Source organism: uncultured Cocleimonas sp., from assembly GCF_947495625.1.
Lineage (GTDB): Bacteria > Pseudomonadota > Gammaproteobacteria > Thiotrichales > Thiotrichaceae > Cocleimonas.
Window position 1 is genome coordinate 49,488 of record NZ_CANLZW010000016.1, and the last position, 15,719, is coordinate 65,206.

At 40.6% G+C, this 15,719-nt stretch carries 14 protein-coding genes and 1 pseudogene; 7 read left to right on the plus strand and 8 right to left on the minus strand.

Features of this window, described 5'->3' with window-relative positions:
* Positions 1–226: 226 nt before the first annotated feature.
* The 4 genes from Q1A31_RS10590 to Q1A31_RS10605 form a co-directional block, all read right to left on the minus strand.
* Entirely contained in the window at positions 227–1,303 is a 1,077-nt protein-coding gene (locus Q1A31_RS10590) for a hypothetical protein (protein WP_299876150.1), read from the minus strand.
* A 209-nt stretch (positions 1,304–1,512) separates the two neighbouring features.
* Positions 1,513–1,770 carry a hypothetical protein gene (locus Q1A31_RS10595; protein WP_299876152.1) on the minus strand — a complete coding sequence of 86 codons (258 nt, stop codon included), beginning with the start codon at positions 1,768–1,770 and terminating at the stop codon, positions 1,513–1,515.
* Positions 1,771–1,791: 21 nt separating this feature from the next.
* Complete coding sequence (locus Q1A31_RS10600; protein ID WP_299876154.1) at positions 1,792–2,244, minus strand: DNA polymerase III subunit chi; 453 nt, start codon at positions 2,242–2,244, stop codon at positions 1,792–1,794.
* 22 nt (positions 2,245–2,266) lie between these two features.
* Positions 2,267–3,766 (minus strand): leucyl aminopeptidase, encoded by a 1,500-nt coding sequence (locus Q1A31_RS10605; protein ID WP_299876156.1) that lies wholly within the window; start codon positions 3,764–3,766, stop codon positions 2,267–2,269.
* Between the two features lie 384 nt (positions 3,767–4,150).
* Between Q1A31_RS10605 and fusA the strand changes: the two genes are divergently transcribed.
* Positions 4,151–6,244: an elongation factor G gene (fusA, locus tag Q1A31_RS10610; protein ID WP_299876158.1), complete on the plus strand. Its 2,094-nt coding sequence runs from the start codon at positions 4,151–4,153 to the stop codon at positions 6,242–6,244.
* A 123-nt stretch (positions 6,245–6,367) separates the two neighbouring features.
* A complete protein-coding gene (locus tag Q1A31_RS10615) occupies positions 6,368–7,123 on the plus strand; it encodes a 3-hydroxybutyrate dehydrogenase (RefSeq protein WP_299876160.1) in 756 nt (251 codons plus the stop codon).
* Between the two features lie 22 nt (positions 7,124–7,145).
* On the opposite strand, the pseudogene Q1A31_RS10620 reads toward Q1A31_RS10615, so the two are convergent.
* Positions 7,146–7,349: pseudogene (locus Q1A31_RS10620) on the minus strand (VOC family protein); the annotation flags it as partial.
* Between the two features lie 54 nt (positions 7,350–7,403).
* Positions 7,404–7,517 (minus strand): VOC family protein, encoded by a 114-nt coding sequence (locus Q1A31_RS20990; protein ID WP_366943007.1) that lies wholly within the window; start codon positions 7,515–7,517, stop codon positions 7,404–7,406.
* A 260-nt stretch (positions 7,518–7,777) separates the two neighbouring features.
* On the opposite strand from Q1A31_RS20990, the gene Q1A31_RS10625 reads away from it, so the two are divergent.
* On the plus strand, positions 7,778–8,959 hold the full coding sequence (locus Q1A31_RS10625; protein WP_299876164.1) for an acetyl-CoA C-acyltransferase family protein: 1,182 nt from the start codon (positions 7,778–7,780) through the stop codon (positions 8,957–8,959).
* A gap of 163 nt (positions 8,960–9,122) precedes the next feature.
* On the opposite strand, the gene Q1A31_RS10630 is transcribed toward Q1A31_RS10625, so the two are convergent.
* Positions 9,123–9,737, minus strand: a complete 615-nt coding sequence (locus tag Q1A31_RS10630) for a hypothetical protein (RefSeq protein WP_299876166.1) — start codon at positions 9,735–9,737, stop codon at positions 9,123–9,125.
* 217 nt (positions 9,738–9,954) lie between these two features.
* Here Q1A31_RS10630 and Q1A31_RS10635 point away from each other — a divergent pair, with 217 nt between their 5' ends.
* Positions 9,955–11,223 (plus strand): leucine-rich repeat-containing protein kinase family protein, encoded by a 1,269-nt coding sequence (locus Q1A31_RS10635; protein ID WP_299876168.1) that lies wholly within the window; start codon positions 9,955–9,957, stop codon positions 11,221–11,223.
* Between the two features lie 132 nt (positions 11,224–11,355).
* Here the strand turns inward: Q1A31_RS10635 and Q1A31_RS10640 are convergent, their stop codons facing one another.
* Entirely contained in the window at positions 11,356–12,243 is an 888-nt protein-coding gene (locus tag Q1A31_RS10640) for a LysR family transcriptional regulator (protein WP_299876170.1), read from the minus strand.
* A 171-nt stretch (positions 12,244–12,414) separates the two neighbouring features.
* Between Q1A31_RS10640 and leuC the strand changes: the two genes are divergently transcribed.
* The 3 genes from leuC (at position 12,415) to leuB (ending at position 15,715) form a co-directional block, all read left to right on the plus strand.
* Positions 12,415–13,845 carry a 3-isopropylmalate dehydratase large subunit gene (gene leuC / locus Q1A31_RS10645; protein WP_299876172.1) on the plus strand — a complete coding sequence of 477 codons (1,431 nt, stop codon included), beginning with the start codon at positions 12,415–12,417 and terminating at the stop codon, positions 13,843–13,845.
* A gap of 2 nt (positions 13,846–13,847) precedes the next feature.
* On the plus strand, positions 13,848–14,495 hold the full coding sequence (gene leuD, locus Q1A31_RS10650) for a 3-isopropylmalate dehydratase small subunit (protein ID WP_299876174.1): 648 nt from the start codon (positions 13,848–13,850) through the stop codon (positions 14,493–14,495).
* A 134-nt stretch (positions 14,496–14,629) separates the two neighbouring features.
* Positions 14,630–15,715, plus strand: a complete 1,086-nt coding sequence (leuB, locus tag Q1A31_RS10655; RefSeq protein WP_299876175.1) for a 3-isopropylmalate dehydrogenase — start codon at positions 14,630–14,632, stop codon at positions 15,713–15,715.
* The last annotated feature ends 4 nt before the right edge of the window (positions 15,716–15,719 follow it).

Sequence of the window (15,719 nt, forward strand, 5' to 3'; positions counted from 1 at the left end):
TTCGAACAAATAGTTGATTATCGATTAAGCCCGCTTCTGAGTCTCCCCAGTAACTACCGGGAATTTCTTCAGACGGGCTTGAGATTTTTAGCGCTAACTTATACTTGGCAAGGAGGGTTTGGAGTGAGCCGATCTGAATGTCAGCAATTTTTAAAACGTTAATGGTATGCCGCTGTTAATAAAAAGTTAAATGATAATGATTTTAAAAGAGGGCGAAAACTAAATATTATTGCTCAATTGAGCTATTTTCTAGTTCTAGCTGGTTAATGCTTAAGGTGTTGCCATCTTTTAATAGAGTAATTGTAGCGATACCTTCTCTGGTGAGCCATCTTTCTTCACCTTTTAAATGATATCTGGAAAGGAATTTCCCTTTACCTTGAACTTCACCAGAAACATTGCTCCAATCAAAATCAAATAACACCATTTTTCTTTCACTGGTGATTTCAAAAAGAGTTTCTAATTTGTCATTGAGCTGTTGATCAGTTTGATTTTTTATTTCAGGTGTATTCGCAAGAATCGGTTTAATGATATCCACACGACCTTCTTCATAAGCACTTTCGAGTTTTCTCAGCATTGTCTGAAGGTTAGTGTCAGAAACTTCGACAGTGCTACTAATTGCTGCTTTTCTTATAGGATTGACTTGTTCCATAGATTCTGGATCTTGTGAAGAGTCATCTATGCTGGTTGTAATTAATTCTGGATTTGCGGGATCATAAAAATGTCCAACCATAGCCACTAAGGTAAAAATTGTTATGGCTGAAATGATGGCCATCGCACTTCTGGTATTCGAGATCTGAGTCTCAGTTTTTTGAGTGGCGCTGTAAAAACTTTTAGGTGGCTTTCGATATTCAGATACGGTTATTAATTCTTCTTGATCAGTACGTTTTTGTTTTAAATGCGTATAGGCACTAGTAACTAGTGATGAATATTGTGTAGCATTTGGATTTGAATTGAGGTCAGGGTGAAAAATCTTCATTAGCAGTTGATAGTGCAACTTTAATGTTTCTTCAGATTCGTTGCGATTGGTAAATGTGGTGTTTGCTAATTTCGTTCCCAGGATTTTTTCATCGCTATTGCCATCAATAACCATCGCTTTTTCTACAAAGTTAAGCAGGGCATGATGAAGGACGTCGCTTTCCAGGTCATGTACTTTAGCAAATTCTTCTAGTTGTTTTTTAGAAGTACATAAACGAAGTAATTCAGTGGTGCCTTCAGGTAATTCAGAATCCGGAAAGCAAAGCCATGCCATTTCGTCTGGATATTTGTCTAAGCGGAGGGCTTGATGTATGGCAAGGTTTTTCATTATAAGGTTATCCTATCAAATATGCTTATAAATGACTATTCGAAATCAATCAATTTCAAAAAATGGGGTCTCAATTCAGTGGTTTTTTTGACAAGAAATGTTCATTTTAAATTAATATAAATACATTTTTAATTTAAATGTATTAGAAATTTCTTGTTTGATATATGTCTAAAGTTTAGTAATTAGTACACACTATTTTTTCTTATAGATTATTTGGTGGTAACTTTTCTTTTTGTTCTCGTTTTTCTGTTTGTTTCAGCCCTAATCGCAAAAGCTCTGCCAATGGGTCCTGATTTATCCTGACCTATTGCAGATTCCAGCTCATCGATTCTTTGATTTAATTCATCAAGATGAAGCGCACTCGAACGCTTTCCCTTTTCTTTGGCTGCAATAGCTAAAGCTTTGAGTTTAGGGTCACCTGCGGCAACCAGATTGGTTACCATGGGAATGTTGGGGTGCTTTTTCATTAAAAATAGATAGATTGAAAATCACAGCTTATGGTATCCAAGAGTATATCCGCGATCTCGATAGAAGGAATATCGTTTGCGACCGGCGGTTAGAATTTCATCCTCAGTGTCCAATATTTCAGCAACTTTGGTAAATCTCGAGAAAAATGAAGGGCGTTCTAGCGACATGTTTATCAAATAATCGCAATTCTCAATAGGCTCAAAATCATGGGAAATACTGACTTTTTCGTATTTACTAGGTTTGCTAGTGTTTTCATTTTCACGGTCTTCAGCTGAAATGATTGAGTGAGGAATGAAGCTTGAAGCTTCATTCCTCCACAAAAACTCATCTACATTTTTACTCAGAGTCTCAGAGCCCGTATGTATATGAACACAAAGATTTCTTTTTAAAGCCATGCCGAGCAAACGATAAACAACAGCTAACCTGTTGTCTAAACCTTGTTCTTTGCTAACGTAAAAATTTATTTCAGTCATGTGTGTTTATCTAACGAGTTTTTTAGTTGTAAGCTCGATTGATTAAGTACTGTGATAATAATGGTACTGGTCTTCCTGTGGAGTCCTTTCCAGACCATGCCGTTCCAGCAATATCGAGATGTGCCCATTTATATTCTTTAGTGAATTCGGCAAGGAAACATGCAGCTGTAATTGTTCCTGCTGGTGGTCCACCGATATTGCCTAAATCAGCGAAAGAGCTTTTAAGTTGTTTTTTGTAGTCTTCGCCCATCGGTAACTGCCAGGCACGATCATTAATGGCATTGCCAGCATCAATGATGTCGCCTGCCAACTCTTCGTCATTAGACAGTACTGCACAGATATGATGACCTAATGCCACAATACAAGCGCCAGTAAGTGTTGCTGCATCGATAACGACTTCCGGCTTGTATTTGCCAACATAGGTGAGGGCATCACATAAGACCAGTCGACCTTCTGCATCAGTATTCAATACTTCGATAGTTTTGCCTGCCATAGAAGTGACTATATCGCCAGGTTTAGATGCTCTGCCACTCGGCATATTCTCAGCAGCGGCTAATACAACTACAACATTTAAAGGTAGTTTCATTTCGGCACAAGCTTTGAGTGTTCCCAGCATGCCTGCTGCGCCACACATGTCGAATTTCATTTCATCCATGTTTGCACCAGGTTTTAGTGAAATACCACCTGTATCAAAGGTTATTCCTTTTCCTACTAAAGCAATTGGTGCCTGCTTTTTATCTTTAGCGCCTTGGTATTCAAGAACAATCATTTTACCCGGCTCATCACTGCCTTTGCTGACAGATAAGAATGATCCCATTCCTAGTTTTTCCATGTCAGACTCTTCCAGGATTTCAATTTTAATTGAAGAATAGTCTTTAGCGACAGTTTTAGCTTCGTCAGCAATGTAGGTAGGGGTACAAACATTACCAGGGTGGTTTGCAAGATCACGGGATAACTTCATGCCTTTCGCAATTGAAGATCCGTGCAAAATGCCTTGTTCGGCATTTTCAGTGTCCTTTTTTGATGCTTTAGTAAATGCGATGTTAATAGCATCTAATTTACTTGGGTCTTTCTTCTCACTTATATAATCAAGTAACTGATATTCATTGTCTGCGTAGGCAATGATCATTTGCGTTACTGCGCTTTGCACTGTCTTTTTGTCAAATGCATCAGCTAAATACAGACTTACTGAAGATAATGTCGATGATTTAAGTGCTTTTGCAGCGGCTTTAGTTGCCTTGTTAAGGTTTGCTATATCAAATTTATCTTCTTCGCCGCAGCCGATTAGCAAAACTCTTGACGCTTTAACGCCGTCAAGATTATAAAAAATATGAGTCTCTTCAAGAGCTCCTTTAAAGTCACCAGTGTCAATGAACTTACTTATTTTTCCAGAACAGGCTTCATCGACGCTCTTAGCTGCTAGATGAAGTTCAGCGCTCTCATTGGCGCTAAATACAGGTACTACAATACAATCATCTTGAATGTTTGCAGGAGAATCAGAATTATTTAGTGTGTATTGCATTTTTTATCCATTGAGTTGATGTTAATTAGATGTTAAATCGATCTAAATACAAAGATATTAATATCTAAATACGACAATGCTAGATGATTATTTTAGTTGGGAATTCTAATGGAGCTAGGCTGAAGAATAAACTGATTAATGAAGCGATTAACAAAGCCATTTTTAAAGTAAGGAACATGGTAGAAAATGATTGTTCTTTTTACTATGTCATAAAGGCGCTTTAATATATAATATCGCGTTTTTTCGACTCGCCTATAATTTAGTCCGTTGTTTAGATACAGCTACTAATAATATATGCATATAACAAAGCGTAGTTATTGCTGTTTATTTTTTACACAGCCTGACTACAACTTTTAATTAAGAGTAATAACACAGAGTAAAGTCATGTCAGCAGACCTATCAAAATACCGTAATATCGGCATCTTCGCCCACGTGGACGCCGGTAAAACGACAACTACAGAGCGTATCCTAAGTCTTACAGGTAAGATTCATAAAATCGGTGAAGTACACGATGGTGAATCTACAACTGACTTCATGGAGCAAGAAGCAGAGCGTGGTATCACGATCCAGTCAGCAGCAGTAAGTGCATTCTGGAAAGATCACCGCATGAACATTATCGATACCCCGGGTCACGTTGACTTTACGGTTGAAGTATATCGTTCACTTAAAGTACTAGACGGTGGTGTAGGTGTATTCTGTGCATCTGGTGGTGTTGAGCCTCAGTCAGAAACTAACTGGCGTTATGCGAACGAATCAGAAGTTGCTCGTATTATCTTTGTAAACAAGTTAGACCGTGTTGGTGCTGATTTCTTCAGAGTTGTTAAGCAAGTTGAAGACGTACTGGGTGCGCATCCTTTAGTAATGGTTCTTCCTATTGGTGTTGAAGACAACTTTACTGGTGTTGTAGACTTATTAACGCGTAAAGCCTGGGTTTGGGACGGATCTGATGATCCACTGAAATATACTATTCAAGATGTACCAGCTGATATGGTTGATCAGGTTGAAGAGTGGCGTGAAAAGCTTATCGAAACTGCAGTTGAGCAAGACGATGATGCAATGGAGCAATACCTGGAAGGTAATGAGCCAGATATGGACGTTATCAAAAAGTGTATCCGTAAAGGAACTCGTGACCTGGCATTCTTCCCAACTTATACTGGTTCTGCGTTTAAGAACAAAGGTATCCAGCTTATATTGGATGCAGTTGTTGATTACCTACCTGATCCTACTGAAGTAGATCCTCAGCCACTAACTGATGAAGAAGGTAATGAGACAGGTGAGTACGCGATTGTAAGTACTGATGAGCCATTACGCGCTCTAGCATTTAAAATCATGGATGACCGTTACGGCGCATTAACTTTCTTACGTGTTTACTCAGGTAAGCTTGAGAAAGGTTCTACTGTATTAAACTCATTCACAGGTAAGACTGAAAGAATTGGTCGTATCGTTGAAATGTCAGCTGATGATCGTATCGAATTAGAATCTGCGCAAGCAGGTGATATCGTTGCTGTTCTTGGTATGAAGAATGTTCAAACAGGTCACACACTATGTGATCCTAAGCATCCTTCTACGCTTGAAGCGATGGTTTTCCCTGATCCAGTTATCTCGATCGCAGTATCACCAAAAGATAAAGGTGGTTCGGAGAAGATGGGTGTTGCGATTGGTAAAATGGTTGCAGAAGATCCTTCTTTCCGTGTTGAAACTGATGAAGATTCAGGTGAGACAATTCTTAGAGGAATGGGTGAGCTTCACCTGGATATCAAAATTGATATCCTTAAGCGTACTCACGGTGTTGACGTTGAAGTGGGTAAGCCACAGGTTGCTTACCGCGAAACAATTACACAGCTTGTAGAAGACAGTTACACACACAAGAAACAGTCTGGTGGTTCTGGTCAGTTCGGTAAGATCGATTATATTCTTGAGCCTGCAGAAGTGGGTGAAGGTTATGTTTTCGAATCTAAAGTTACTGGTGGTAATGTTCCTCGTGAATACTGGCCAGCTATCGATAAAGCTTTCAAAGGCATGATGGATACTGGTGTACTTGCGGGTTATCCTGTTCTTGACTTAAAAGTTACGTTAATGGATGGTGCTTACCATGCGGTTGACTCATCTGCGATGGCATTTGAATTAGCAGCAAAAGGCGCTTTCCGTCAGACTATGCCTAAAGCGGGTGCTCAGTTAATCGAACCTATCATGAAGATCGATATATTCACTCCAGAAGATCACGTTGGTGATGTAATTGGTGATATGAATCGTCGTCGCGGCATGATCAAGTCACAAGAGCCAGGCCCAACAGGTGTACGTATCAAAGTTGATGCGCCACTATCTGAAATGTTTGGTTACATCGGTGACTTACGTACAATGACATCTGGTCGTGGTCAGTTCTCTATGGAGTTCTCACACTATATGCCTTGTCCGAAGAATGTTGCTGAAGAAGTTATCAAAGAAGCTAAAGAAAGAGCTGAAGCAAACAAAAAGTAATACAGCAATTATATAGTTTGTATTAATAAAGCCCCGATTCGTCGGGGCTTTTTTTTGCTATATTTTTATTCACGAAATTTTTTATTCTCGAAAATAATAAACTTTACCTAATAGGATTTTAAAATGAAAAGATGTGCAATAGTTACGGGTGGTGCGAGCGGTATAGGAAAAGCCTGTGTAGAAGCTTTGATTGGTGAAGGTTACGATGTCGTTATCGCAGATTTAAATGAGGATATGGGGCATCAATTGGCGGCTGATTTAGGTTGTCATTTTACCATGACCAATTTAGCCAGTCGCGAGTCCTGCAAAAACCTCATTGATGAAACCTTAAAAACATTTGGTCGTATTGATGTACTAGTAAACAACGGTGGCTATCAGCATATTTCACCTATTGAAGATTTCCCTGAAGATACCTGGGATGAAATGATTCACATCCTACTGACTGCACCATTTTTATTAACGCGTTATGCGTGGCCAACCATGCAAAAGCAAAAATGGGGACGTATTATCAATATCGCTTCGGTTCATGGTGAGATTGCCTCACCGTATAAATCAGCGTATGTATCAGCCAAGCACGGCCTGATCGGTTTAACGCGCACAGCGGCTTTAGAAGGTGGCGAACATGGTATTACCGTTAATGCACTAAGCCCAGCTTACGTCCGTACTCCTTTGGTCGAAAATCAAATTGCAGATCAGGCGCAAACACGCAACATTACACCAGAAGAAGTGGTTGAAAAAGTTATGCTGGAACCTGCTGCAATCAAACGCTTGATCGAGCCTAACGAAGTAGCCAATCTGGTACTCGTTATGTGTTCTGATAAAGGCTCATCAATTACCGGATCTAACTGGAAAATCGATTGCGGTTGGACGGCTAAATAATTGCTCGCCTTGTAGTAAATCACTATTCGGGGCTGTGACAAACAGCCTCGATGTTATGCCCATCTGGATCAATCACAAACGCACCATAATAATTAGGGTGGTAGATTTCTCTAATTCCTGGCTCGCCGTTGCATGTTGCTCCTGCTGCTATTGCAGCAGTATAAAACTCGTCCACCTGTTGGCGACTATCAGCTAAAAATGCGATATGCATTGGGTTCTGCGCTTTCTCGTCTGGACCAAACCAGAATTCAGCCTTTTCTTTGTTATTGCCAAATCCCGCTCAACCTTCAACTTCCATTACCAAAAAAATATCTAAAGACGCTAAAGTTTTGGTATAAAAAGCTAGGCTTTTATCATAATCTGATATTGCTATACCGATGTGGTCGATGATCATAAAATTACCTTTTTTATCTATTGAAATTATTTTAGTAAAAAAGTGCCCTAAAGTACGGGGGGGACTTAAAACGAATATTTATTTGTAAATTGTATGCTAGTGTAAAAAATTATAGACCAGCTCAATGATTAAAAAGAAAACAGTCATTTTATGCTTATCTCTATAATTGCCTAATCAAGCTTCACACCTTACTTTATTTTGCTATGGTTAATAGCAAGTAACATTCATAACTAAAACACAAAGGTAGGAGAAGCAAAAAGATGAGTCGTGATGTCGTAGTTTTAAGTGCTGTTCGTTCAGCTGTAGGTGGTTTTGGTGGTTCATTGAGCCAGATGGAACCACATGAATTAGCCGGACAAGTGATGAAAGAGGCTGTAAGCCGTTCAACTGTTGACCCTAAAGATATTAATTATGTAACCGTAGGTAACTGTATTCCTACTGATTCTCGTTTTGCTTATGTCGCACGTGTTGCTGCTATTCAAGCAGGTCTGCCGATGGAATCAGTTGCCATGGCTGTTAATCGTCTATGTAGTTCTGGGCTTCAGGCAATCGTTTCAACTGCGCAATCAATCATGCTTGATGATTGTGATTATGGTGTTGGTGGTGGTGTAGAAGTGATGTCACGCGGCGGCTATATGTCTCCTGCGATGCGAACAGGCGCACGTATGGGTGATACGCACCTGGTTGATATGATGACTTCAACGCTCACAGATCCTTTCGGTGTTGGGCACATGGGTGTGACTGCAGAAAATCTCGCTGAAAAATGGGGTATTACCCGTGAAGAGCAAGATGCATTAGCTGTAGAATCGCATCGTCGTGCAACACAAGCCATCGAAGAAGGTCGATTTAAATCACAGATTGTTCCAGTGACCATGAAAACTCGTAAGGGTGAAGTGACATTTGATACAGACGAGCATGTAAGACCAGGGACCAGTATGGAATCTCTGGCTAAAATGCGTCCTGCTTTCAAAAAAGATGGCTCGGTAACCGCAGGAAATGCATCTGGTATCAATGATGGCGCAGCATTCTTCGTATTGGCAGCAGCCGAAGCGGCAGAAAAAGCGGGTCAGAAACCGATTGCACGAATTGTTTCATACGCAGTTGCTGGTGTATCCAATGAAATCATGGGTGAAGGCCCGATTCCAGCGTCTAAATTAGCACTGAAAAAAGCAGGTTTGACGATTCAGGATATGGATGTTGTTGAATCGAACGAAGCGTTTGCTGCTCAGGCTATTGCAGTTGCAAGAGGTTTAGAGCTTGATATGGATAAAACAAATCCAAATGGTGGCGCGATTGCATTAGGTCATCCAGTAGGTTGTTCTGGTGCATTCATCGCAACTAAAGCACTTTATGAGCTTGAGCGTGTCGATGGTCAACATGCATTAGTGACTATGTGTATTGGTGGTGGTCAGGGAATTGCAGTGGTATTTGAGCGTTTGTAAAACATTCAATATAGCTGATCATAAAAAAGGGCAACATTAAGTTGCCCTTTTTTATGGCAAATCTTTTATTTTTTAGAGACAGATAAAAAAGTGCTCTAAAGTAGGGGGGTGACTTGCGTCTTCTATAAATAATGCCTTCAAAATAGTCTTGAACAAATAAAGTCTACCAGATCGCTTCACTCAGATTTTCATCCATCTCCTTCCCCTTAGCGCATTTCTCACTAAAATAAGGATGAAACCTATAAGCTCCATCGTAATAATCTTGCGCATTTTGTTCAGCGACGTGATGCAGTACGCCTAGCATTCTGGCTGCTCTGACATTTCTTTGGATGGCCTGACAGTCGGTTTTTTGTTCATTCATTTCGCCGCGCACATGCATAGCCTCATGTGTGAAAACATGGAGGCTGGTGATTTCTCGTGTATTCGCTGTTTCAGGGGCTTCCAGATAATCACGTAAATCATTGCAGGTAGGATATTGCAATACGATTTCTCCCGTTATTGGATTGCCTGTGCCAGCAAGCCCAAACTTGTCATAGACCGATTGAAATACAGTTGCGCATTTTACATGTGCGGGTTTGCCATCAGCCAGTAAAGTGGCTTTAGAAGATAATAGACTTTCAAAACGCCAGTGATCGAGAATCGGCTTGCACGAAAGCACGCCGAGTATGAAAAGCACGGCTATATAACCTTTAGAAAAGGTATCCAGTGCTTGATGACTTTTAATCTCCCGATAAATCATCCAGAAGAAGAACAGGCTTACTACAAAAAGAATTAGCATTTTGTTTCTTTGAAATTGTTTAATTAGTATACAAATTAATGTAAGAAGTAATTTAGCAGACTCACTATTTATGCCAGATGAATGAAAAACCCGCTATAAGTAGGGGGGTGACTAAATTTATCAATTCTTGAGCTTTCTTATCGTTTTTTTAAGATGTTGTTCTGTTTTCTAGTAAACTCACGCCCTTTCGTATCTACCCACTTCTGGATTCATTATTTTGCATACTCTTTCCCAATTACAATCTGGTGAACTTTCAGGCATTCAACGTCTATCATTGTCAGAAAATCTAACGTCATTTCCTATGGAGATTCTATCTCTGGCGGATAGTTTAGAAATCCTTGATTTAACTGACAATAACTTGTCTTCATTACCCGAAGAGTTGGTGCAGTTGCAGAAGCTTAAAATACTGTTTGTTTCAGATAATGACTTCGAAGAATTACCAGAGGTGCTTGGGCAATGCCTGAATTTGGAAATGATTGGTTTTAAATCGAATAAAATAAAGCACGTTCCTGAGAACGCATTACCGCCTAAATTACGTTGGTTGATATTAACGGATAACCAGATTGCTAAAATGCCTGATTCTTTGGGTGAGCGACCTCGACTCCAAAAATTAGCATTGGCAGGTAATCGATTAACAGAGCTACCGCAAACTTTAGCTAAATCTACTAATTTAGAATTAGTCCGAATCTCGGCGAATAAATTGACGGAATGTCCCGATCAATTACTGGGTTTGCCGAAACTTGCGTGGTTTGCATTTTCGGGTAATCCTTTTAGTTATTCGGATATCGAGATCAAGTCAGCTCCTGAAATACCTTCAAAAAGTTATGAGTTGCTAGAAGAACTTGGGCGTGGCGCTTCTGGAGTGATTTCCAGAGCACGCTGGAATCAGCAGCAATCTGAGTACCATATACAGTTTCAAAACGATATTGCGGTTAAAGTATTTAAAGGCGAAGTCACCAGCGATGGTTATCCAAAAGATGAATTGAATGCCTGTTTGAAAGTAGGCAATCATCCAAATCTGGTGAAGTCTTTGGCTCAGGTAAATGAAACAGGGTTGAATGGAAAAGGTAATCTCGCTTTAATCATGAGTTTGATTCCGCCGCATTTTGATAATCTAGGTCAACCACCGAATTTTGAAACGTGTACTCGCGATACCTTTCCTGATGATTTTTTCTTGTCGATAGCGCAAATTCAGAAAATGGTGGAACAAATGGAAGATGTCTTTAACCATTTGCATTCCAGTCAGGTCTGTCATGGGGACTTGTATGCGCACAATGCTTTGTTCGATGAAGAAGCGAATATTATTGTTGGAGACTTTGGTGCTGCGACGATGTATCACATGGTTAATGAAAAACAACAGGCGCAAATTAAGCAGATTGAACGTCGCGCCCTAAATTATTTTATTGAGGATTTGTTAAGTGTGTGTCGGGAAGAAGATAAAACCAGCGAAACTTACAAGAATCTTGAGCGAAAGATTACTGGTTAATTTAGATTCTTGCTTTATAAGTTATCATTAACAAAACTATTCTGTAAAAAAAGCCTAGCTCTGCATAAACTCTATTTACGTTTTTAAAAAACAAAAACGTAATATCCTTCAAAAGTAGGGGGTGGCTTAGCTCTAATTGTCAGGCGTATGTTTTTCCAGTATTTGTATGAATGCTTTTCCTGCATTTGAAAGGCTTCGGCTGGCATGTTGGACAATCCCGAGCGTTCTTTCAATTTTAAGACCTTTTACTTTTATCTCCGTTAAATCATCGCCGAGCATGGTTTTAGGCAACGCACTCCAGCCTAAACCGATGGTGACCATCATTCGGATAGTTTCAAGATAATTGGTTTCCAGTATTACATCTAACGCACCTTGTTTTTGTATCACCGGTTTTTCGATAACACTTCTGGTGTAAGTGCCCACCGCAGGAAGAATAGCGCTGTGTTTGGCAAGTTCAGAAAGAATAATAGCCTTGTCTTTGGCTATTGCTACTAGAGGATGATCGGGAGATACGGCAATCGTTAATGGATCATTCCACAGTGGCGTGATTTTTAAACGTTTTGAATTACTTAATGGGAGGGTCACGACACCCAGTTCGAAATGGCCTTTTTCTATTTCGTGGCAGGCGTCTTCAGAATCCATAAAAGCTAAATCTAATCGCACTTGTGGATAGCTTTCGGTAAAATTTTTCAAAATGTCGGGTAAACGATGCAGGCCGATATGGTGCGAAGTGACTAATGATAATTCACCGCTGACTTGACCATTGAGGTTGTCGATAACACGTTGTGATTCTTTCATGTCTTGCAAAATGCGTTCTGCAATCGGTAATAAAGCACGACCTGCTTCATTGAGCATGACGCGTTTGCCAATACGGTCAAACAATTTGCTACCGAGTTGTTCTTCTAACAACGCTATGCGTTTACTAACGGCGGGTTGCGTTATATAAAGGTGTTCCGCTGCTTTAGAAAAGGTGCCTAATTCGGCGACTGAGATGAAGGCTTTGTAGGCTGAAATATCCATAACGGTTAAGAGTAGATTCTATATAACTAATTGGAATGAAAATTATGAAAATATACAATTATAGTTATATAAGTATTAAGAGTAAACTCGCCCGAATGATAGATAAGTTGGGCGCTGTTGGTTTTTTAAAAATTTAAATGCCCTACGACTAGTTAATGAAAGGTAAATTTTATGTCAGGAAAAACACTTTACGACAAGATATTCGATTCGCATGTGGTCCGTGAAGAAGACGGTACTTCATTATTGTATATCGATAGACACCTGGTTCACGAGGTTACATCGCCACAGGCCTTCGAAGGTTTAAGATTGGCTAATCGTGATCTATGGCGCACGAATTCAATTGTTGCAGTACCTGATCATAATGTACCAACGACTAAAGCCCATCGCGGCAATGGTACGGCGGGTATCTCTGATCCCGTGGCTAAGATTCAGGTTGAAACACTGAATAAGAACTGTGAAGAATACAAAATCAATGAATTCTTGATGGATGATATCCGTCAGGGAATCGTACATGTTATCGGCCCAGAGCAGGGTGCGACTTTACCGGGTATGACGGTTGTATGTGGTGATTCACATACGTCTACACACGGTGCATTTGGCGCATTAGCACATGGTATCGGCACATCTGAAGTTGAGCACGTAATGGCGACTCAGTGTTTGATTCAAAAGAAAATGAAAAACATGTTGGTTAGCGTTGAAGGCAAAGTTGGCCCTGGTGTCACCGCTAAAGACATAGTGCTAGCGATTATTGGTGAAATCGGTACAGCGGGAGGCACTGGTTGTGCGATAGAGTTTGCTGGTGAAGCCATTATGGATCTTTCTATGGAAGGTCGTATGACAGTTTGTAATATGGCTATCGAAGGTGGAGCGCGTGCGGGCATGATCGCGGTAGACCAAAAAACTATCGATTACGTCAAGGGTCGTCCTTATGCTCCAACTGGTGATACTTGGGATAAAGCGGTTGAAGCATGGCAAGACTTAAAATCAGATGATGATGCAGAGTTCGATGAAATCGTACGTATCCATGCGGGTAGTATTGAGCCACAAGTAACGTGGGGAACTTCTCCTGAAATGGTGCTATCGGTTAATGCGAAAGTACCTGATCCAGCGACAGAAGATGATGCGGTTAAAAGTCAGGGCATTGCTTCGGCACTTAAATATATGGGGCTTGAAGCAGGGCAATCGATCAATGAAATTGCTGTTGATAAGATTTTTATCGGTTCTTGTACCAATTCACGCATCGAAGATATGCGCGAGGCGGCGTCAGTCGTTAAAGGTCATAAAGTTGCTGATAACGTAACCTTGGCGATGGTTGTTCCGGGGTCTGGTTTAGTCAAAAAACAAGCTGAAGATGAAGGTTTGGATACTATCTTCACTGATGCCGGTTTCGAATGGCGAGAGCCGGGCTGTTCCATGTGTTTGGCGATGAATGCCGATAAGTTGGAGCCAGGTGAGCGTTGTGCGTCGACTTCAAACCGAAATTTTGAAGGGCGTCAGGGACAAGGCGGAAGAACACATTTGGTAAGTCCTGCCATGGCAGCGGCTGCAGCGATCAAAGGGCACTTCGTTGATGTGCGCGACTTAGAAAGAGCGGAGGTGTAGTTATGGAAAAGTTTACAGTTCATAAAGGTTTGGTAATCCCATTAGATCGTTCGAATGTGGATACTGATGCGATTATTCCTAAACAATATTTAAAGTCGATTAGCCGCACAGGCTTTGGCCCGACATTATTTGACGATTGGCGTTATGAAAAAACAGGCGAGCCAGGAATGGATCATTCCAAGCGTGCACTTAAGAAAGACTTTGTTTTGAATCAGCCGCGTTACCAAGGTGGTTCGATTTTATTGGCGCGAGAAAATTTCGGTTGCGGTTCATCACGTGAGCATGCGGTTTGGGCTCTGGAAGATTTTGGAATACGTGCAGTAATAGCCCCGAGTTTTGCTGATATTTTCTATAATAACTGCTTTAAAAATGGCATTTTGCCGATTGTTTTATCAGAAGAGAAAGTTGATTCGCTATTTTCAGAAACAGAAATGATGGAAGGCTACAGCCTAACGATTGATCTTGAAAAACAACAAGTGATCGAGCAAGATGATTTGCATACTGAAGCTACCAGTTTTGAGGTTGATCCGGTGCGCAAACATTGTTTGTTGAATGGTCTGGACGATATAGGCTTAACTTTACAACATGCCGATGAAATCAAAGCGTATGAGGAGAAACGTAAACAGACTGCACCTTGGTTGTTTAGTTAAAAAACACTTCAAAAGTAGGGGGGTGACTTAATTTAAGCCACCCCCCTACTTATAGGCACTTTTTGAATATTGTTGTTTAGGTGATTAAGCAAACGACTAATTAAAGAATTTTAAAGATTGGAAAGGATAGAGAAATGACACAGAAGATTTTAGTACTTCCCGGTGACGGCATCGGTAAAGAGATTGTTGCAGAAGCAATCAAAGTAATCGACACCCTTAAATCAAATTTTGGTTTGGATGTGGAAATTACCAACGGTGATATCGGTGGGGCAGCTTATGACGCTGCTGGTCATCCTTATCCTCCAGCTACTCAAGTGTTAGCAAAAGAAGCCGATGCCATTTTATTGGGTGCTGTAGGTGGTTATGAATACGAAGAGTTACCTCGTGACCTTAGACCTGAGCGCGGCTTGTTAGGTATTCGAGCTGATCTGCAATTATTCTCAAACCTTCGTCCGGCTATTTTGAATGAAGAGTTGGCAGATGCTTCATCGTTACGTCCTGAGATTGTTGCAGGTCTGGATATGATGATTGTTCGTGAATTAACCGGTGGTATTTATTTTGGTGAGCCACGTGGTATTCGCACATTGGAAAATGGTGAGCGCCAAGGTTACAACACACTGATCTATAAAGAGTCTGAGATCGAGCGTATCGCTCATTCTGCATTCCAGATTGCCATGAAGCGTGGTAAACGTCTTTGTTCAGTAGATAAAGCTAACGTTCTTGAAGTGATGGAATTGTGGCATGAAGTGATTGATCGTGTTGCTAAGGAATATCCTGAAGTTGAAGTAAGTCATATGTATGTGGATAACGCATCGATGCAGTTAGTTAAAGATCCTAAGCAGTTTGACGTGATGGTAACGGGTAATATGTTCGGTGATATTTTGTCTGATACAGCAGCGATGTTAACTGGGTCTATCGGTATGCTTCCATCAGCGTCTTTAGATGCAAATGGCAAAGGCATGTACGAACCGATTCATGGTTCAGCACCTGATATCGCAGGAAAAAATATTGCAAACCCATTGGCGACAATTATGTCTGTGAGCATGATGTTACGTTACTCTTTAGATAAAGCAGAGTTGGCAGACAAGATCGATGCAGCGGTAGAGGCTGTATTAAAGCAAGGATTACGCACAGCGGATATTTACGTAGAAAGCGAAGGTCTGAAAAAGATTTCAACAAGTGAGATGGGCGATGCAGTAGTTGCTGCCCTAAAAGGATAATTAA